Here is an 18,348-nt window from a genome sequence, read left to right as displayed (position 1 = left end):
GCGGTACTGCGCTCGCCACAGCCGATGATCGTAAAGACCAGGATAAGAAGCGCCAGGAGCGTAAAGAGAGTGCGCATCTTAGTAGACCCTGTATCCACCGTTGTTATCTGGATAGAAAGGGAACATCCAGATTGAGCGCCGTCCATCAATCACGATGGTGTTTGCGCGCACAGCGGAGTCTTCTCGCTTTAGCTCGTACCACTTTGCATGGCCATCTGCGAAAGCAATATTGTCGCCGTTTTTATGTTTCACACGGGGACGGATCTTATTGTAGAAGTCTGGGAGCTCAATGGTGGTGTAGACACAGCCCCAGCCGGTGCCGTAGGGCGGAACGGAGCCTGAGTGAAAGTGCATGATGACGCTGGCTGGTTGAGCAAGTGCGGCCTGCGAGAGTGGCTGTGCGAATCTATAGGAGCCGTTGGGAGCCGTTAAGTAGTCACCGAAGGGGTAGGTATCGTCACCACCGAGCCAGTAGTTGTAGGCATAGTGGTTGGTCATACGACTACCATTGAAGCCTGCGCAGTCGCCGTTGCCGGCGAAGTTACGGTCCATCGAGGGGCACTGGAACATCTCGCGATTCTTGGTGTAGGGCAGTAGGTTGAGTGACCAGCCGTTAACTGCTTTCTGTGAGCTTACGAAGGTGACGGGGTCGGTGGTGTTGCGTGTCATCTGTGCGGGGGCGGTGCCTGCGGGCCAAACTTTTTCACTCGTTCCCCCCACAGGGACAAAGGTCTCGTCGTAGTCCTGAAGATACATCATGTCTGCCATGGCAATCTGCTTCAGGTTGGACAAGCAGCTTGTCTGCCGTGCGGACTCACGTGCTTGTGCAAAGACGGGGAAGAGAATGGCGGCTAGAATGGCAATAATAGCAATCACAACGAGGAGTTCGATGAGCGTGAAGCCAGTTGATTTATGGTTCGGTTTCATAGAGAGAATTCCTTTCGTGGTCATTGTCCCTGTCTAGGTTCAGGTCTTGATTAACGGGAGGTTATTTTCACGTTAAGAGAGTGCAAAGGGAAAGAGAACTGGAGTATCCTAGGGATGATGAACGAGCTCGCTCAGACGCCACAGAGCGTCGTTGCCAAGATTATGGAGTGCTTTGCCCTGCGGGGAGACCAGCACTACGGTGAAGAGGTTACCGAGCGGGAGCATGCACTACAGTGTGCTTACTTTGCGGCGCAAGCCGGAGAGCCCGAGGGCTTGGTGGTGGCGTGTCTGCTCCATGATATTGGGCACTTGCTCCATGACTTGGGAGAGGACATTGCCGAGAAAGGCACAGATGCCCAGCACGAGGAGCACGGCGCACGCTGGCTTGCGAGGCACTTTCCCCCCGAAATCGTCGAACCCGTGCGTCTTCATGTCGCGGCCAAGCGCTATCTCTGTGCCCGCCAGCCTGGGTACCACGACTCTCTCTCGGAAGCGTCACAGCGTAGCCTGACACTTCAGGGCGGGGTCATGAGCGAGAGGGAGGCACAGGAGTTTGAGGGAAATCCTCATGCTGACTGGGCCGTGCGCCTCCGTCGCTATGATGACGAAGGAAAAGTGACGGCGCTGGTAACTCCCTCTTTGGAGAGCTACCGAGCGCTGCTTGAAGCCCAGATTTAGGATGTTTTGGTGGCGGTTTTCCGTCGCGTGGTGGGAGCCTTCACGGGAGCTGCTGTTGCGCTCTCCAAGCTAGCCTCTGTGGGAGCGGGCGGGATGGGCTTGGACTTTACCACGGCGGGCTTTTTGGCAGCAATTGGCTTGCCGTGAACCACTTTCTGGAGAACCTCGTAGGCTTTTTTGTTGCGCTCCTTAAGCTGGCGGGTCTCTTTTCGAACCTCGGGCAGGAGCGTGGCAATAGCGGCGAGGTGCTCTTCCAGTGCCTTGGTCTTGGTCTCCAGGGTCTCCATCGCGTCGCGGTAGGCATCGAGCTCGACTTGTGCGGCGTCCAGTAGCTCGGGTGCAACACCGCTGAGCACGGACAGGGTTCCGCCTGCGCGGGTTAAGATGGCACCGGTTTCCGAGAGAGTGTCTTTTGATGACAAGAGTGAGTTCCTCCAATTAGGATGAGATTGTGTTGGATTCAGTATCTCGGTCTCTTGGGGAAAAAGCAAGGATTTGCCAAAAGATTTAACATTTAGTTTACATAAGCGCTTTTGGGTCGTGGTAATAATGCCTGGAAACCGCTGGGGGAGCCTTTGTAAGATGAGGCTGAGAGGGCAAGTTTGCCGACCCCAGAACCTGATCCGGTTCGTACCGGCGTAGGGAAGCGGAAACGTGCTGGCTTGTTTTCTTCCCTGCTGGCACGTCTCTTTCTTCTCGATGCCGAGGAGAAAACTATGAAACACGCGTTTACGCTAATCGAGCTCCTCGTTGTCATCGCGATCATTGCGACTCTGGCAGCGATTCTATTTCCTGTCTTTGCCCAAGCACGCGAGAGTGCCCGACAGACAACTTGCCTCTCGAACATGCGCCAGATTGGCCTAGCGCTCCAGATGTACCGGCAAGACTACGACGAGACCCTCCCGATCTTCTATGCCTACAACACCCAGCCTGCCGCCGATATTGCGGGGCATCTTGGGGTCGAGGTGCTCTTGCAACCCTACACCAAAAGTCGCGACATCTTCCGCTGTCCCGACGACGCGGGTGGCCCGGTGCCGCAGAACACGCCGAGCAATGTGGAGTACGGTGGCTGCTCGGATCTGCCGGGGAAAAACCGCTCGTACCGAGACTGCTACGGCAGCTCCTATCGCTTCACGCGTGGGGCGCTCTCGGTGATCTCGGGGGTCTCCAAACAAAACAACGTGCTCTGCGAGCCAAGCAACGACTACTGTCTGCCCTCCGGCCCGATCTCCGATGCAGCGTTCCAGGCTCCTGCCGAGACGTATATTATGCGCGAGGAGATGCTCCCCTGGTTTGGCGGCGACCGCGACCCTAACGGCGCAAAGTACGGCTACTTCCCCGACTACTACAAGCAGTGGCACCCGCGTGGGGGCAGCTTTGTCTTCGCGGACGGCCACGCGAAATTTGTGGTGAGCGCGGGGCAGTTTGACAAGCTCTTCTGCTCGCCCGATGCCACGCGCAACTTTGGCAACAGTGGCTGGGCCTGTGACTAGCCTGCACTTCGCTCTTGCGGACTACGCGGTGCTGGCGCTCTACGCGCTGGCACTGATCTTTGTGGGGCTTCGTCAGCGCAAGCTCGTTCGTGAGAGTGAGACCGCGAGTGCGTTTCTGGTGGCGGGGCGGGGGCTGACACTCCCCGCCTTTGTCGCCACGCTCGTGGCCACGTGGTACGGCGGAATCTTGGGAGTGGGGGAGCTCTCCTACACCACGGGACTGGGCGCGTGGACGGTTTTTGGGCTGCCGTACTATCTCTTCGCGCTGGTCTACGCCCTCTGGCTTGCGCCGAAAGTGCGCACGGCGGCCCGCTTCACCATCCCCGACACGCTGGAGGCGGCACACGGGAGGCCCGTGGCGCTCGTCGGGGCGGCACTGGTCTTCTTCCTGGTCGCCCCCGCCCCCTATGCCCTCATGACCGGGACACTGCTCCAGGCGATCTTTGGTGGCCCTCTCTGGCTCTGCGTCACGATTGGGACGCTGCTCTCCGTGGTCTTTGTGGTGCGCGGGGGCCTTGAGACCGATGTGCGCACCAATCTCGTCCAGTTTCTCTTGATGTTTTTAGGCTTTGGCCTGCTTATCGGCTTCTGTTTTGCCAAAGTCGGGGGGCTGCCCACGCTGGCCGCGCAGCTTCCCGCAACCCATAAGAGCCTCGCAGGTGGCAACCCACCCGCCTATATTCTTGTCTGGTACTGCATCGCGCTCTGGACCCTTGCCGATCCGGGCTTTCACCAGCGCTGTAGCGCCGCGCAGAGTCCTAAAGTGGCACAACGCGGGATTCTGGCCTCGATTCTGTGCTGGGCGCTCTTTGACTTTCTCACGGTCAGTGCGGGCTGCTACGCTCGTGTACTCCTGCCAAGTTTAGAGAAACCCATAGATGCCTACCCTGCGCTCGCCGAGGCACTCCTGCCGCCGGTTGCAAAAGGCCTCTTCTGGGTGGGGATGCTGGCTACGGTGATGAGCACCCTGATCTCCTACACGTTTCTTGCTGCCACCACGATTGGCCGTGATCTTGCCTGGCGTGCCAAAAAAGCCGACGAGGTGCGCTGGACCCGCATCGGGGTGCTGATCGCCGCTGTCCTCGCTATCATCGCCGCACTCTTGCTTCCCTCGGTGGTGGGCCTCTGGTACACCATTGGCACCGCGTTTGTCCCTGGTCTACTGATTCCACTACTCACTGCTTACGCCCCGGAGCGCTTTCGGGCTCGCCCGGCGTTCACGCTCGCGGGCATGCTGCTGGGAACGGGCCTGCCGCTGGTCTGGATGGTAGTTGGGCAACGCAACGGTGGCATGGACGCGGCACACTATCCGTTTGGTATCGAGGCGATCTATGTCGGGCTAGGAGCCTCGCTGCTGTGCTGGGCACTGGGGCAGAAAAAAGAAAAGCTGCGAGCAAGCTAGCCCGCAGCTCCTCACTTTCGCAAGGGTAGTTATGTCTCATCATACGCCTCATCACAAACGTCTCTAGTCCAGCTGGGGGTAGGAGTCATGGCTACCCTGGCCGCCAGTCGCAGATCGCAACGTTTCGTACGAAGACCAGCATAGGACACCGGAGTGAGGTGCGTATCAAGACAAGGTTAAATTCCCCAGAGTGCGGGGAGCTTGGTGATATTGGAAAGTAGATGGGTGTGTGGATGTTGGGCAAGCTCCGCCTCGGTGTGGGAGCCTTCACAGACCCCGATGACCCAGCCGCAGTTCGCCGCCGTGCCCTCTAAAAGATCCGAGGGCGTATCCCCGACTTTGGCGACGGCACTTGCGGAGGTGATTCCAAAGCGTGCCATCAGGGCCAGCACCATGTCCGGGTGCGGGCGGCCACGGGGCACTTCGTCGCTGGTGACCGAGCCATCCAGTAGCAAGCGCCAGCCGAGGCGCTCGATGATCACCTGGGCGATGTCGCGTGAGAAGCCCGTGTCCAGCGCGACTTTGATTCCTGCTTCCCGTAGCTTCACAAAGACCAGTGACGTGCCCTCGATCTCGCGGACTTTGGAGTTGGTTTGGTAGTGCGCGATCATGCGCTCCACAAAGTAGGCATGGATCTCGGCGACGCGGCTCTCGCTACCGCTAATGAGCAGCTGGCGGATGGCATCGGGCTTGGGGTAGCCCATGACGGCATTGACTTGCTCGTGCGTGACCGCCACACCCGCGCTGGAGAGCGCCTCACGCAAGCAGCGATGCACGGGGCTGCCCTCATCGTGTACCGTGGTTCCGGCCATGTCGAAAATGACGAGTTCGGGGCGCTTGACGCTCATCCGAGTTCCTCCACTACTTTTTCTGCCAGCCCAAAGCTTAGCGTCATCCCCGCACCACCGACTCCCGTGACGAGGGTGACATGCTCGTCGGGGCGAGCGATCCACCAGGGCTGCGTCTTGTGTTTGAGATAGAAACCGTGCCAGCGCGAGGCGATCTGGCAGTCGGGGGCTTCTAGGAAAGTGGCTAGGTACTTCAGCACCAGCGCATCAATGTGCTCGTTGTTGAAGATTGAGATTTCATCGTCGTACTCGTGGCTATCACCGAGAGTGAGCTCGCCATGGCCGTTCTGCGAGACGAGGACATGGATGCCGTAGCGCTCGTACTCGGCGAACTCTGCGTGGAGGCGTTGCTTCAGCGCGGGCAAGCTGGGGCAGCTCTTAAACGACTCGTAGTGTGCCAGCGTGAGCCCCGCCGCCAGCATCGGACCAAGTCGCCAGCTCCCTGGCTGTGGGCTCGTGCGCATCATCTGGAGCTTGCAGACCGTGAGGTCTTGCTCGGCGGCTAGTGCCTCGGGGTAGAGTGTAGCCAGCTCGTGGCCGGAGCAGACAATCAGCTGTGCGGTCTGAAACGCCCCTGCCGATGTGCTGAGATGGGGCGAGGCATAACCAAAGACCGTGGTGCCAAAGTGAAACGTCACTCCGTAACGCTCGGTGAGAAACGCAGGGAGGTGGGCGATGACCTCGCGCGGGTCTACGCAAATCTCGGTCGTGCTCCACAAGCCACCGCGCAGGTTCTCGCCACGGATGCCCTGCGCCTTCTCGTGTACTTGCACGGGCTCAAGCCACTGCGTGCTGGGGAAGTCAATTTCTTGCAATACAGTGGCTTCGTCGTCGGCGTAGGCCAGGTGCAGCGAGCCGGTCTGCTCGTGCCAGAGCTTGGCCTCCGTAAGGACGTGAAGCCAGTGCTCGCGGCTTCGTAGCGCTGTCTCGTAGCGCTCACCCAGCGGCTGACCGATGGGCCAGAGCATTCCAAAGTTACGGATGCTGGCGCCCTCTGCCCTGCGGCTGCGCTCAAAGACCGCGACTTTCTTTCCAGCACGGGCCAGGTGGTAGGCATGGGCCAGCCCTAAAACGCCCGCCCCGACAATTGCGACATCAAACATCATACACTCCGTCAAACATCGCGTTTTTTCTGTTCCTTCCAGAAGTAGAGAGCGGGGATCAGCGAGATCAGGAGCACGCCCGCGAGCGTGAAGAACGCGCCTTTCCACCCTAGCGCCACCGAGAGGCGCGCCATGCTCTCGCCTGCCAGCACGCCACCCAGATAGCCCACTCCATCAATAATCCCACTTGCCGTCGCGCCCGACTTCTTCCCGCCAAAGTCTAGCGAGAGCGCTCCTGCCAGAAACGAGTAGGGCCCGATCAGAAAGAACCCAATCGCCGAGATCGCGAAGATAATCAGGGGGCTTCCCGCAGGCAGGAGCGCCAGGCTTGAGAGAAGCACGGCGATCACTGGCAGGCTGAGCAGGAGAATAAAAGCCCGCCCCGAGCGACCCAGCCCATCGGAGAGCTTGCCTGCGAGAATCACCGCAAAGCCCCCAAAGAGCGGAAAGTAGGAACTCTGCGTCGCGGCATTGGCCTTAGTGAGCTTCCCAAACTCCACCAGATAGGTCGGGGACCACTCGTTAAATGTCTCGCGCGCCAGGGTGAACGCCAGGGAGATCAGGCAGACGCACCAGAAGCTTGGGGAGCGCAGAAACGCCTTTGCGTCTAGCTCGGGCTCCTCGTCCGCCGCGTCGATCTCACTTGTCGTGGCGGGTTTGGCAGTGACATTCTCGCGGAGAAAGAGAGCATTGGCGACAAGAAGAAGCGTGAGGACGCCCGCGCCGCCGAAGAACAGCGCCTGCCACCCTAGCCCTGCCCCGATCAGCGCCCCATGAAAGAGCCGTGCGGCAAAGTCGCCAAAGAGATAGGAGAGGCTCAGGATTCCCACCGCCGTTCCGTAGCTGCTAGCCGGGTACCAACTTGCGGTCACTTTTACCGCGCCCGGCCAGCCCAGTGCCTGGATCAAGCGGTTGAGCACCCAGGCCAGCGTGAAGAGCGGCAACGTCCCCGAGAGTGCAAACAATATATTAAAGACAATCGCGCCGACCATCCCCATTAAAAAGTTGCGCCGCCCACTCCAGAAGTCCGCTAGGGCCCCTGAGGCGAACTTTCCACAGGCATACGCCAGTGTCGCCGCTGAGGCAACCCCGCCCAGTGCGATCTTGGCCGCTGCTGCATCCATCGCGCCCCCTGCGGAGAGAAACTCAATCAGCTGAGGCTTGGCCACGGAGAAGCTCGCGCGGCAGAAATAGTAGCCTGCATAGCCCAGAGTGAGCAAGAGCAGTGCTTTGGCTGGGGGAGAGATAAATTGTCGCACGTCCCCATTATAACTGTCTAGAGTTTGATTAGGTTAATCTACGTTTAAAATATGCGTCCGCTCTTCTATTGGCTTACTAAGCCCTGAGAGTGGTGTAGAATAAGACCATGACGATGCGTGCATGGAAATGCTCTCTGATTGGTCTGGGGCTGTCGGGCTGTGCGGGGACAAGTCCCAATCTCTCCACGCCCCAGATGCAGACTCCCTCGCTGGGGGGAGGACTGGGCGCCCGCGCGGTGGCAAGTCCCTCGCCGGGAGCGGTGGCCGAGGCGGCTCTACCACCGCTGGAGGCAGTGGCTACGCCGGAGAAGACCTTTGTGCAGCCGCCGTACTTGCAGCTGGGGAATCGGCCTGCGCTGGGGGAGAAGACCGAGGGAGTGGATCTGCTCTGGATCGTGCCTGCCGATGCAAAGCTGGACGAGTGGAGCGTCGAGACGCGCTCTGCGGGCTCTACGGGAAGCTGGAAGAAGATCACCGGCAAGCTCAGCGCGAAGCCCGTTGCCGTGGGCGTCATCAAGCCCGAGATCGTGGTGAGTGCGCCTTTAGAGGGGCTGATTCCCGGAAAGCTCTTTGACTACCGCATCTCAAAAGCCGACAAGCCCGTCTTTGCCGCCCGTGCCCGTGCCCGAAAGAGCGCCAAAGAGCCACAGCGCTTTGTGGTCTTTGGAGACTGTGGACAAAATACCGAGGGCCAGAAAAAAGTCGCGGCCCAGACCCTGGCGGCAAAGCCCGACTTTGTCTTTATCACCGGCGATATCGTCTACGGCAAGGGGCTGGCGAGCGAGTACGTGAAGAATTACTGGCCCATCTACAATGCCGAGACCGCCACAGAGAGTGGCGTGCCGCTTCTGCGCTCCACTCTGACGGTGGCGGCACCGGGTAATCATGACATTCGCTCGACGACGCTGGAAAAGACGACCGATGGCTTTGCCTACTTCTACTACTGGAACCAGCCGCTCAATGGCCCCTTAGTCAGCAACACCAAGTTCGCCTCACCGCTGGGGAGTGCCGACACCAAAGCGTTTCTCACGGCTGCGGGGGAGCGCTACCCACGCATGGCGAGCTTTTCCTATGATTATGGCAATGCGCACTGGACGGTGCTGGATGCCAACTACTACATGGACTGGACCGACCCTGCACTCTTGCAGTGGGTCGAGAGTGACCTAAAAGCGGCGCAGAAGTCTACCTGGCGCTTTGTGGCGTTCCACCACCCGCCGTTTAACTCCAATAAAGAGCACTTCAACGACCAGTGGATGCGCTCGCTCGCGCCGCTCTTTGAGAAATACGGCGTCTCTGTAGTCTGGTCGGGGCATGTCCACGACTACCAGCGCACCTATCCTCTGAAGTTTACTCCCGAGAAACCGCGCGGCACAAAGGGCGATGTCGCGGGTAAAATCACGCTGGACAAGACCTACGATGGGGTAAAAAACACCAAGCCCACGGCCCCGATCTATATCGTCACCGGAGCGGGCGGAGCCGGGCTCTATAAAAATATCGAAAAGGGCAAGCTACAGGACTTCACCGCCAAGTACATAGACGACACCCACTCGCTCACCATCGTGGATCTCACGGATAAAAAGCTCGTCGCCCGGCAAGTCGCCGCCGATGGCAAAGAACTCGACAACTGGACCATAACCAAATGACACAACAAACACCCCCCACTGGGCCGTTCTCGCTGCCCGCACTCAGCTACGCTCCTGCCGCTCTGGAGCCGCATATTGATGCGCAGACCATGCAGATCCATCACGACAAGCACCACCAGACCTATATCACGAACTTGAACAATGCTGTTGCGAAACTGCCTGGTGGCAGTAAGCTGACGTCTGCCGAGGCGCTGCTCAAAAACCTAGAGCGTCTCCCCGAAGAGAGCCGTATGGTTGTCCGTAACAACGCAGGAGGCCATGTGAACCACACGATCTTCTGGACATTAATGAAGCCAAACGGCGGCGGGGCTCCCACGGGGGCAATTGCGGATGCGATTAAAGGCAGCTTCGGGGACTTTGAGAAGTTCAAAGCGGCATTCGAAGACGCGGGCCTGAAGCGCTTTGGCAGTGGCTGGGTCTGGCTCTCCGTGAAAAAAGGGAAGATGGAGCTGGCGTCTTACCCCTACCAGGACACCCCAATCTTAGACGGCGGCTTTCCGATTCTGGGCAACGATGTCTGGGAGCACGCCTACTACCTCAAGTACCAGAACAAGCGCGCGGACTACTTAAAAGCCTGGTGGAACGTCGTCAACTGGGATGAGGTCAATAATCGCCTCAAAATGGCACGCTGATGGGCCAGCGCTCTGCCAACGAGACCATTCGCCATGCAGTGATCGGGACGGGGGGCATGGGAAGCAACCATGCCGGCTCGTTTGCGGCGATTCCCAACTGCGAGGTGGCAGCGCTCTGTGATCTCGACCCTACCCGGCTGAGTGGCGTGGCGGCAAAGCTGCCCAACAAAGGCCGGGTCAAGACCTACGACGACTACCGGCGCGTGCTCGACGATAAGAGCATTGACTCGGTGAGCATCGCCACCTGTGACCACTGGCACACCCCGATTGCGCTCGCGGCGCTCATGGCGGGCAAGCATGTCTATGTGGAGAAGCCCTGCGCCCATAATGTCCATGAGGCGAACTTGCTGGTCAAGGCGGCGGCGCAGTATAAGAAATGCGTCCAGCACGGCACCCAGCGGCGGAGCTGGAGCCTGCACAAGGCTCTGGTGAAAGCGCTCCGTGAGGGCGTCATTGGCAAGGTCTACACCGCTAAAGTGATCAACAACCAGCTCCGTGAGCCCATTGGTCGCAAGCCGGTGAGCGCCCCGCCTGCCGGGGTGAACTACGACCGCTGGCTCGGCCCCGCCCCCAAGCACGACTTCACGGAGAACCGCTGGCACTACAACTGGCACTGGTTCTGGGACTACGGCACCGGCGATCTTGGCAACGACGGTGTTCACCATCTCGATGTCGCCCGCTGGGGGCTTGGGGTGGGCTACCCGAAGGCCGTGATCTGCTCCGGGGCGCAGTACTTCTACAACGACGACCACGAGACCCCCGACACACAGACTGTGGTTTATCAGTACGAGAGCTGTCAGATTCTGTATGAGATGCGCCTCTGGACCAACTATGGCATTGAAGGCGGTGAGGAGAACGCGGCGGTCTTCTACGGCACCGAGGGGATGATCGTGGACGGGGCCAAGGGAGTCACGGTTATGCGCATAGATAAAAGGCCCGTCACAATCACCGGAGGCAAAGAGAGCAACTTCGCCGACTTTATCGCCGCTGTGCGCGTGGGTGACCCCAGTAAGCTCAGCGCCCCGATTACTGAGGGGGCGATCTCTGCCGTGCTTTGTCACCTGGGCAATATCGGCACACGGCTGGGCAACCAGCACCTGGAGTATGACCCCGTGGCGCAAAAAATCACCCAGTGCGGGGGGCGTGAAGCCGAGGCCAATCGCCTCCTCACACGCACCTACCGCAAGGGCTATGAGCTACCCTACAAAGGCTAGCGCCGCCGTCTTGGCCCCAGCTTGCCCCGATCGGGATGACCTTCGGGGCGGGCTCCAATGGGCTCTTGAGTGATCGCTTCGACCGCTGAGATCGCGCCCACCGACGTTTCGGCACTCTGGAGGAGGGTGAGCGTGTCGGGGTCAATGGGCTGTTGAAGGGTGCCATTTAGCAAGATGGCATGAGGCACAGGGCGCGAGGGGAGGTCTTTGGCGGTGTGGCCTGTGGCGATAATCTTGCTATCAAAGACGATACTCGTCGAGAAGCCTGAGTCCATCAAAATGGCCTCATGAACCCCGGCGGCGGCGGCACCACGGGCCATCATCTCCGTAGTGATAACGTCCATCGTTGCCCCCAGCACGATCTCGCCTTTATCCGTCACCCCAAAGAAGGCACGCTTGCGCGGGTCGTTGAAGTCGCGCGCGGCGTAGGGAGCGATCTCTTTCTTGGTGCGGGCAACCCCGTTATGGACGATCCATGCGCCGCCCAGAAAGACATCACTCATGTCCATCATCAGGGAGAGCAGGCTGACTTCGTTGTTGTAGGCATAGGGATTGAAAGGGACAATGGCGATCTTTTTCGGTCCCCAGACCACCAGAGGTCGGTTCCAGATGCGTGGCATACGGAGTTTATCCTCATCGGCGAAGAAGGCATTCTCGACTTGGGTGCGACAGGGGCCAATCAGCGCATTGTCCACGGAGCGCAGGTCGGCGTTAACGAAAAATGTCCCATTCATCCCGGCGACGGTTCCCGGCACATCGCGGATAAACTCCCCCACAGACTTACGCCCGGTGTCGGTAGCACGTACCGAGATGGGCTTGCCACCTTTGACCATTGCCAGCCGGATGCCATCAAAAGTGCCGGTCTGAAGCGTAACGGGCGTCGGGGAGAGATTGCGCTCAAAGACCGTTGCAGGGGCATCAATGACAAGCTGCTGGCACTCCTCCCAGGCTTTTTTTAAGCGGGTGTGAATATAGCGATTCACAGCGAGGATATTGGGGGACTGCTCTGCCGCGCCATTTTCTACGGTGAAGCCCAGCGTGTAGCCAATCTGTTGCGCCAGAGAGAACGTCTCCGCATCGCCGCGACCTTCGGGGTAGGCGATATAGGGAATCGGATGGCCGAGTTTGTCTTCGAGAGTCTTCTTGGAGTCGTAGAGCTCCGACTGCTGAACATCGAGCGGCTTTTTCTCAAACTCACCGGGGTGCGTCACGGTATGGGAGGCAATGGTCACCAGCTTTTCGGCATCGAGTTTCTTGAGAGTGTCCCAGTCCATCTTAGGGTGCGGGCCTTTTTTGTTGCCCACAAACGCCGTGTGCACAAACATCACGGAGGGGATCTTCTTGGACTTCAGAAGCGGATAGGCATTGTTGTAGAAGCCCTGGTAGTTATCATCGAAGGTCAGCAGGACGGATTTCTCTGGCACGGTGTCGCCGCGCACGAGGTGGCGGTGGAGCTGCTCCGCGCTGATAAAAGTCGCACCTTGGCTCTCCAAGTAGGCGATCTGATCTTTAAACTCATCGGTGGTGCAGTCGAAAAAGACTGTCTTTTGTCGCTTACTGGCGACGATATCGTGGTACATGATCACCGGGATACGGCGGTCTTGTGCACGAGGCGAGAGCGGGGCAAAGAGGGTTGGATCAAACGGCTGGGGAGTGGCCGGGGTGATGCTTGTTGGACTCCCACTGATGGGATCTTGCCGGGAGGGGCACGACGACCCACCCAGAGCCAGCATCGCAAGAGCCAGGAGGCTAAAGGACTTCTTCATGCAACTTTCAGTATACCCTGTCTTAATTTTCCGATTCGGGCAGACGCTCGATCAGATCCCGAAACTCCTGCGCATCTTCAAACTGCCGGTAGACGGAAGCAAAGCGCACGTAGGCGACCGTGTCCAGCTGGCGGAGCTTCTCCACCACGAGCTCGCCCAAGGCGCGGGACGCCACTTCTCGCTCGGCTTGTTTATAGAGAACACGCTCAATCTCCTCGACGAAAAGGGAGATCGCCTCATCCGTGACGGGGCGTTTCTTGCACGCGAGCTCGATTGCACGCCGGAGCTTGTTGGGCTGAAACGGCTCACGCGCACCATTGCTCTTGATCACGAGGAGCCGGAGCTCTTCTACTTCTTCAAAAGTGGTGAAACGACCCTGGCAAGCTTCGCACTCCCGTCGCCTCCGGATCGCTGCTCCATCGCGAATGGGACGTGAGTCGAGGACATGATCTTTATCTAAAGTGGCACAGTAGGGGCATCGCATCGTTGTTTACAGTTTTCGATTTTACCTGAACTTCCCCCATACTAGTACGTCTTCCAGGTATATTGTCGTGTAACAAGTGCCGATAACAGAGAGGAACTAGGTTAAAGGAAAGCCCGTTGTGGTATAACCTATCATTATTACCAGGGTACTCTCTGAGGGATCATTGCCGTTATGAGTCTTGAAAATGCGCCACAGGACGCGCCACTCACCGATGTGGTTGAGCGAACCCCTTCGCTTCGGCGTGCGTATGTCCTCTTTATGGATATTATTGGGTTTAGTCGTCTGAAAACAGCCCAGCAAGTTGCCGCTCAAAAAGAGCTCTCCCGCATGGTGCAGGAGATGCCGGAAGTCATCGCGGCTCGTGCGGACACCGATAGCTTTATCGCGCGTCCGACCGGAGATGGCATGGCATTGCTCTTCTTTAAGGACTTGCTCTCGCCCTTGCGCTGCGCACTGCAGATCCACCAGCACCTCAAGTACAATGCTACCGAGCTGAAGCAAAATATCGGCGCTGATATTAAGATGCGAATGGGGGTGCATGCGGGGGAAGTCACGCTGGTAGAGGACTTAAACCGGAACCAAGATGCAGCGGGTGAGGGCATTATCACCGCACAACGGGTGATGGACCTGGGTGATGAAGACCATATCCTGCTCTCGTCTGAAGTCGCGAAGGTCTTAAAAGGAATCGAACCCTGGGCCAACTACCTCACCGATCTGGGAGAAGTCCGAGTCAAGCACAAAGTGGTGGTTCATGTCTACAATCTCTATGGGCGTCTAGATGGGCCGTTCTGTGGAAATCCCTCCAAGCCCCGGAGCATCTCGGAGGACTCCCGGAATCGTGCTAAAGAAGCGCGTGCACAGCGCCCCAGCTTCAGCGACATGATCCTACCCTACAAGAAGCCCATTGTTACGTTGTTGGTGTTAGGTGGGTTGGGGTACGGCGGCTATTCCTACAATGAGAAAACGAAGGACGCTAAGAACCCTAAGGGCGGCCTTGTTAAGAAGTTTGAGGAACTCAAAGCACAGCTGACTCCTAAGCCCGGGGCTCCTCCTAAGACCTATCCGAAGTCTACCAAAGACAAGTCCGGTAGTTCGGGTAAGTCGAGTCGAGACGGAAACTCTAACAGCGGTTCTGGCTCTGGAGGAAGTAGTAAGATCACCGTTCCTCGCGTCGTGGGTGATGATATCGGGTCCGCCGAACAGGCCCTGATTGACTCTGGCTTCCGTGTGACAAAAAAGCCAATGACAAGTAAAGCTCCAGCGGATCAAGTGGTTCAGCAATCTCCCAGCTCGGGGAGCAAACTTGCTGCGGGAGCGACCGTGAAAATCTGGTTCTCTAGCGGCGCTAAAGATGAAGAAGAAACAATGAAAGACCCTGGCGAATCTACCAGCGGTGGTGAAGAGACCAAGCCCGAGGAAGGCAGCGAAAAAGAGGGTGGCGCGTCATCCGGCAACGATGGTGGCGAGGAATAGTTGGCCGGCGTTGGTACGATCGAGGGGATGCTACGGCGCATTCCCTTGTTTTCTGGGCTAACCGATGAGGAGCTTACTCCCCTCGCGCTGCGCTGTCGACGGCGAGTTTTTCCTCCACGTGAGGCGCTGTTTCATGAGGGGGATGCTGGCGAGACGCTCTATCTGATTCTCTCGGGCCATGTCAATATCCAGCGTGCCACTCCCGAGGGAGGAAGTGTCCATGTGGCATGGCGCGGCCCCGGTGATCACTTTGGGGAGCTCTCGCTTTTCGATGATCTGCCACGCTCTGCCGATGCCATCACCGATACCACAAGCGATCTATTGATGCTGGATCGGCGTGAGCTCTTGTACTTTTTAGAGACCCATCCGCAGGTTTCGTGGGAGATTATCCGCACGCTCTCTGCACGGTTACGTGAAGCTTCGGATCGTATGGTCACCAGTGAGACTCGTGATGTCTTAGCGCGTCTTGCAGCCTGTTTACTGGAGAGTGCTGAGGCTGCGACACCCGACACACGGGGGCATATCTCTCTCAATAGCCTCTCCGATGGCCGTCTGGCGGTGCGCATTGGAGCCACCCGTGAGACCGTCAATCGCCGCTTGGCTCGGCTAAAGCAGATGGGGATTCTCCGTCGTGATGGTAGCACATTGGTCGTGCTTAGTAAAGATCGCCTCCGTCAGCTCTGCTAATTTTCTTCTGCGCCGGGTTTTCGTTTGAGGCCACTTGACAGCGGATTTACTTTGGCCTATACTCTCTGCCTAGCGATGCAAAAATCTCAAAATTACCGTCGCCGCGTCCGTCGTCCCTCCGAGGTCACGGGCTAGGCGCATAAAAAACGCGATCCGTGACCGGAAGGGAGTGACCTTTCTGGTAAGCGGCTACGTGTTTGAGAACATCGAAAGAATAAGGTTTGGCGTGGCCGCAGGGGAAACCCTGGCGGTTTTTTTTGTTTTTCCCGCCGATTGGAACGGCGGGACTGGAGAGCGCTCCGCGCTACAAAGGCCGTTCCGGCCATACAGATTTTTATGGGCCGGGTACCCTCTGGGTGGCCCTTTGTAGCCAAAGGCTCTCAAGCTCCCCCGCTCTAACCGGGGGAGGAGGAAAGTATGACAGTAGCAATTGTAGGAGTAACTGGATACGGTGGCGGGGAGCTGGCACGGCTCCTGGCGCGGCATTCTGGTGTCGAAGTGACGCAAGTGATCTCAGATAGCTCAGCGGGCAAGCCGCTGGCGAGCGCGTTTCCGGGGCTTGCCGGGACAAAGCTGGGCAGGCTGGTCTGCAAGAAAAAAGGCGGGGAGATTACGGCAGGCGTGGTCTTTTTAGCGCAGGAGAACGGCTACGCCATGACGGTCGCCGGGGCACTTCTGGCGGCGGGCAAGCGCGTGATCGATCTGTCGGCGGACTTTCGGTTGACCAATACGGCGGCCTGGGAGAAATTTTACAAAATGCCCCCCGCACCTGCTGAGTTGCTTGCCGAAGCGGTCTACGGGATGCCCGAGCTGGTTGGGAAAGCGGCTATTGCTAACGCCCGGCTCATCGCCAATCCTGGCTGCTACGTCACGGCAAGTAGCCTCGCGCTCGCGCCGCTGGTCAAGCACCACAGGCTCTCCGGGATTATCATCGATGCCAAGTCTGGGGTCAGTGGCGCGGGGCGCTCCAAGTCCGACACGATCTACCGCTACGCCGAGATGAATGAGACCGTCCGCCCCTACGCAGTTGGCGGCGGCCACCGGCACACGCCGGAGATTGAGCAGAATATCGGCGCAAGCGTGCTCTTCACGCCGCATCTCGTGCCGATGACACGTGGGATTCTGGCGACGTGCTACGGCCAGACAAAAGCAACGGCAGCAGAGTTAACCGAGACGCTACGCACTGCCTACGCGGACTGCCCGTTTGTGGTCGTGCGAGAGCCGGGCGACTGGCCGTCTACCAAAGACGTCGCGGGTTCGAACTTCTGCCATCTCGCCGTCGCTTCTACGGGAGAGCAAGCGATTGTCGTCTCTGTGATTGATAACCTCGTCAAGGGCGCGGCGGGGCAGGCGATTCACAATATGAACATCATGCTCGGCTTCGACGAAACTGCCGGGCTCGAAGGAGGCGGTCTGTGGCCGTAACATTTCCAGTAGGTTTTCGGGCGCATGGGGTCGCCGCAGGCATCAAGAAGAGTGGCGCTCTCGATATGGCATTGCTCTGGGTACTGGGCTTGCCTGATAGAGTGTCTGCCGCCATGGTAGGGACGCAAAACCAAATGTGTGCTCCCTCTGTCACACGAAACCGGCGGGTTTTAGAAGAAACAGGTGGATTTGTCAAAGCGATTATTATAAATGCGGGCTGTGCCAATGTCGCAACAGGCCCTGAAGGTATCGCAGACAATGAACGCATGGCTGAGTTGGTTATCTTAGAAAGCCTGGCTCGCCTGGAGAGTGATGCTCTACCTAATACTATCCTGACTGCATCCACAGGGGTGATCGGGGTACGCCTGCCAATGGATAAAATCGCGGCAGGTATTCACAAGCTTCACGAGGTTGGTCGAACGGAGGGAATAGCAGAGAACTTTGCGGAAGCCATCATGACAACCGATCTTGTCCCCAAAACCGCGCAAATTGCTTTTGAGCTTAACGGATATGAGGTTCGAATTGGTGGGGCGTGCAAAGGGAGCGGGATGATCGCGCCCAACATGGCGACGATGTTGGCGTTTCTGACGACGGATGCAGGCATTTCCCCCGAAGCCCTGGACGTTGCACTGCGCCGCGCGGTGGACGTGAGCTTCAACTGCATGACCGTCGACGGCGATACCTCAACCAGCGATCAGTGCATCTTGCTGGCATCGGGCGCGGCGGGCAACGATTTCATTGAGGAACCCGAGGGGCCAGACTTCGAAGCTTTTGTCGCGGCGCTCTCAGAGGTCTGCATCACGCTCGCCAAGAAAGTGGCACGCGACGGTGAGGGGGCGACCAAACTCGTCGAAGTGCGTGTGACCGGCGCTCCGAGCGACGCCGACGCCAAGAAAGTGGGGCGCACGATTGCGGAGTCGCCGCTCGTGAAGACCGCGCTCTTTGGCAACGACCCGAACTGGGGGCGCCTGATGATGGCCGCCGGTCGCGCGGGCGTCCCGTTCGATCCGGACAACGCGTCTGCGACGCTTGCGGGCATCGAGGTCTTCAAGAACGGTGTCCCAGCAGCCTTTGATAAAGCCGCCGCCTCCGAAGCAATGAAGACCGACGAAGTGCTCGTCACGGTAGATTTAGGTGCAGGAGACGGCAAAGCCACATTCTACACCTGTGATTTCTCCTACGAGTATGTCAAAATCAACGCAGAGTACACGACGTAAATTTTCGGCATCTTTATAAATGCATTGGTTACCCACCGGAGGCTTCAGTTTATCCCGGTTATCATCAATCCATTTCTTTAAATTAAAGGGCGGTGCT

17 protein-coding genes, 1 pseudogene and 1 riboswitch are annotated in these 18,348 nt (G+C 58.4%); of the genes and pseudogenes, 10 read left to right on the top strand and 8 right to left on the bottom strand.

Translation table 11 applies throughout. The annotated features are described in order from the left end of the window. Window positions 1-78: 78 nt before the first annotated feature. A complete protein-coding gene (locus RMO15_RS30010) occupies window positions 79-927 on the bottom strand; it encodes a DUF1559 domain-containing protein (RefSeq protein WP_309721866.1) in 849 nt (282 codons plus the stop codon). 114 nt (window positions 928-1,041) lie between these two features. On the opposite strand from RMO15_RS30010, the gene RMO15_RS30005 reads away from it, so the two are divergent. Further along, complete coding sequence (locus RMO15_RS30005) at window positions 1,042-1,605, top strand: phosphonate degradation HD-domain oxygenase (RefSeq protein WP_309721863.1); 564 nt, start codon at window positions 1,042-1,044, stop codon at window positions 1,603-1,605. Here the strand turns inward: RMO15_RS30005 and RMO15_RS30000 are convergent. After that, complete coding sequence (locus RMO15_RS30000; protein WP_309721860.1) at window positions 1,602-2,027, bottom strand: hypothetical protein; 426 nt, start codon at window positions 2,025-2,027, stop codon at window positions 1,602-1,604. The genes RMO15_RS30005 and RMO15_RS30000 overlap by 4 nt on opposite strands. Before the next feature lie 133 nt (window positions 2,028-2,160). Then, window positions 2,161-2,267: riboswitch (TPP riboswitch) on the top strand. 54 nt (window positions 2,268-2,321) lie between these two features. On the opposite strand from RMO15_RS30000, the gene RMO15_RS29995 reads away from it, so the two are divergent. Next, window positions 2,322-3,098 (top strand): DUF1559 domain-containing protein, encoded by a 777-nt coding sequence (locus RMO15_RS29995; protein ID WP_309721857.1) that lies wholly within the window; start codon window positions 2,322-2,324, stop codon window positions 3,096-3,098. Next, window positions 3,091-4,500 (top strand): sodium:solute symporter family protein, encoded by a 1,410-nt coding sequence (locus RMO15_RS29990; RefSeq protein ID WP_309721854.1) that lies wholly within the window; start codon window positions 3,091-3,093, stop codon window positions 4,498-4,500. The genes RMO15_RS29995 and RMO15_RS29990 overlap by 8 nt, the downstream gene beginning before the upstream one ends. A gap of 176 nt (window positions 4,501-4,676) precedes the next feature. On the opposite strand, the gene RMO15_RS29985 is transcribed toward RMO15_RS29990, so the two are convergent. Genes RMO15_RS29985 through RMO15_RS29975 form a run of 3 tightly spaced genes read right to left on the bottom strand, consistent with a single transcriptional unit; the run spans window position 4,677 to window position 7,710 of the window. After that, the gene (locus RMO15_RS29985; protein ID WP_309721852.1) at window positions 4,677-5,348 is read right to left on the bottom strand and encodes an HAD hydrolase-like protein; all 672 of its coding nucleotides are present in this window, start codon (window positions 5,346-5,348) and stop codon (window positions 4,677-4,679) included. Further along, on the bottom strand, window positions 5,345-6,454 hold the full coding sequence (locus RMO15_RS29980; protein ID WP_309721850.1) for a TIGR03364 family FAD-dependent oxidoreductase: 1,110 nt from the start codon (window positions 6,452-6,454) through the stop codon (window positions 5,345-5,347). Before RMO15_RS29980 ends, RMO15_RS29985 begins: the two co-directional genes overlap by 4 nt. Window positions 6,455-6,462: 8 nt before the next feature. Then, the gene (locus RMO15_RS29975) at window positions 6,463-7,710 is read right to left on the bottom strand and encodes an MFS transporter (RefSeq protein ID WP_309721847.1); all 1,248 of its coding nucleotides are present in this window, start codon (window positions 7,708-7,710) and stop codon (window positions 6,463-6,465) included. A gap of 107 nt (window positions 7,711-7,817) precedes the next feature. Between RMO15_RS29975 and RMO15_RS29970 the strand changes: the two genes are divergently transcribed. The 3 genes from RMO15_RS29970 to RMO15_RS29960 are packed head-to-tail and all read left to right on the top strand — an operon-like array spanning window position 7,818 to window position 11,199. Further along, entirely contained in the window at window positions 7,818-9,353 is a 1,536-nt protein-coding gene (locus RMO15_RS29970) for a metallophosphoesterase (protein ID WP_309721845.1), read from the top strand. Then, window positions 9,350-9,985, top strand: a complete 636-nt coding sequence (locus RMO15_RS29965; RefSeq protein WP_309721843.1) for a superoxide dismutase — start codon at window positions 9,350-9,352, stop codon at window positions 9,983-9,985. Before RMO15_RS29970 ends, RMO15_RS29965 begins: the two co-directional genes overlap by 4 nt. Beyond that, window positions 9,985-11,199: a Gfo/Idh/MocA family oxidoreductase gene (locus RMO15_RS29960; RefSeq protein WP_309721840.1), complete on the top strand. Its 1,215-nt coding sequence runs from the start codon at window positions 9,985-9,987 to the stop codon at window positions 11,197-11,199. The genes RMO15_RS29965 and RMO15_RS29960 overlap by 1 nt, the downstream gene beginning before the upstream one ends. Here the strand turns inward: RMO15_RS29960 and RMO15_RS29955 are convergent. Next, window positions 11,196-12,965 carry a polysaccharide deacetylase family protein gene (locus RMO15_RS29955; RefSeq protein WP_309721837.1) on the bottom strand — a complete coding sequence of 590 codons (1,770 nt, stop codon included), beginning with the start codon at window positions 12,963-12,965 and terminating at the stop codon, window positions 11,196-11,198. The two genes, RMO15_RS29960 and RMO15_RS29955, sit on opposite strands and share 4 nt — an antisense overlap. 22 nt (window positions 12,966-12,987) lie before the next feature. Further along, a complete protein-coding gene (gene nrdR / locus RMO15_RS29950; RefSeq protein WP_309721834.1) occupies window positions 12,988-13,449 on the bottom strand; it encodes a transcriptional regulator NrdR in 462 nt (153 codons plus the stop codon). 171 nt (window positions 13,450-13,620) lie between these two features. Between nrdR and RMO15_RS29945 the strand changes: the two genes are divergently transcribed. The 4 genes from RMO15_RS29945 (at window position 13,621) to argJ (ending at window position 18,251) form a co-directional block, all read left to right on the top strand. Then, window positions 13,621-14,922 (top strand): PASTA domain-containing protein, encoded by a 1,302-nt coding sequence (locus RMO15_RS29945; protein WP_309721830.1) that lies wholly within the window; start codon window positions 13,621-13,623, stop codon window positions 14,920-14,922. Further along, window positions 14,923-15,609 carry a Crp/Fnr family transcriptional regulator gene (locus RMO15_RS29940; RefSeq protein WP_309721827.1) on the top strand — a complete coding sequence of 229 codons (687 nt, stop codon included), beginning with the start codon at window positions 14,923-14,925 and terminating at the stop codon, window positions 15,607-15,609. It abuts the gene before it with no gap. Between the two features lie 417 nt (window positions 15,610-16,026). Further along, window positions 16,027-17,034 carry an N-acetyl-gamma-glutamyl-phosphate reductase gene (gene argC / locus RMO15_RS29935; RefSeq protein WP_309721825.1) on the top strand — a complete coding sequence of 336 codons (1,008 nt, stop codon included), beginning with the start codon at window positions 16,027-16,029 and terminating at the stop codon, window positions 17,032-17,034. Continuing rightward, entirely contained in the window at window positions 17,025-18,251 is a 1,227-nt protein-coding gene (gene argJ / locus RMO15_RS29930) for a bifunctional glutamate N-acetyltransferase/amino-acid acetyltransferase ArgJ (RefSeq protein WP_309721822.1), read from the top strand. The genes argC and argJ overlap by 10 nt, the downstream gene beginning before the upstream one ends. Before the next feature lie 6 nt (window positions 18,252-18,257). Here the strand turns inward: argJ and RMO15_RS33510 are convergent. Continuing rightward, window positions 18,258-18,348: pseudogene (locus RMO15_RS33510) on the bottom strand (3-hydroxyanthranilate 3,4-dioxygenase); the annotation flags it as partial.

Source organism: Armatimonas sp. (assembly GCF_031410135.1).
Taxonomy (GTDB): Bacteria; Armatimonadota; Armatimonadia; order Armatimonadales; family Armatimonadaceae; genus Armatimonas.
The sequence above is the reverse complement of the archived record's forward strand: the minus strand, read 5'-3'. Positions and strand labels throughout refer to the sequence as shown.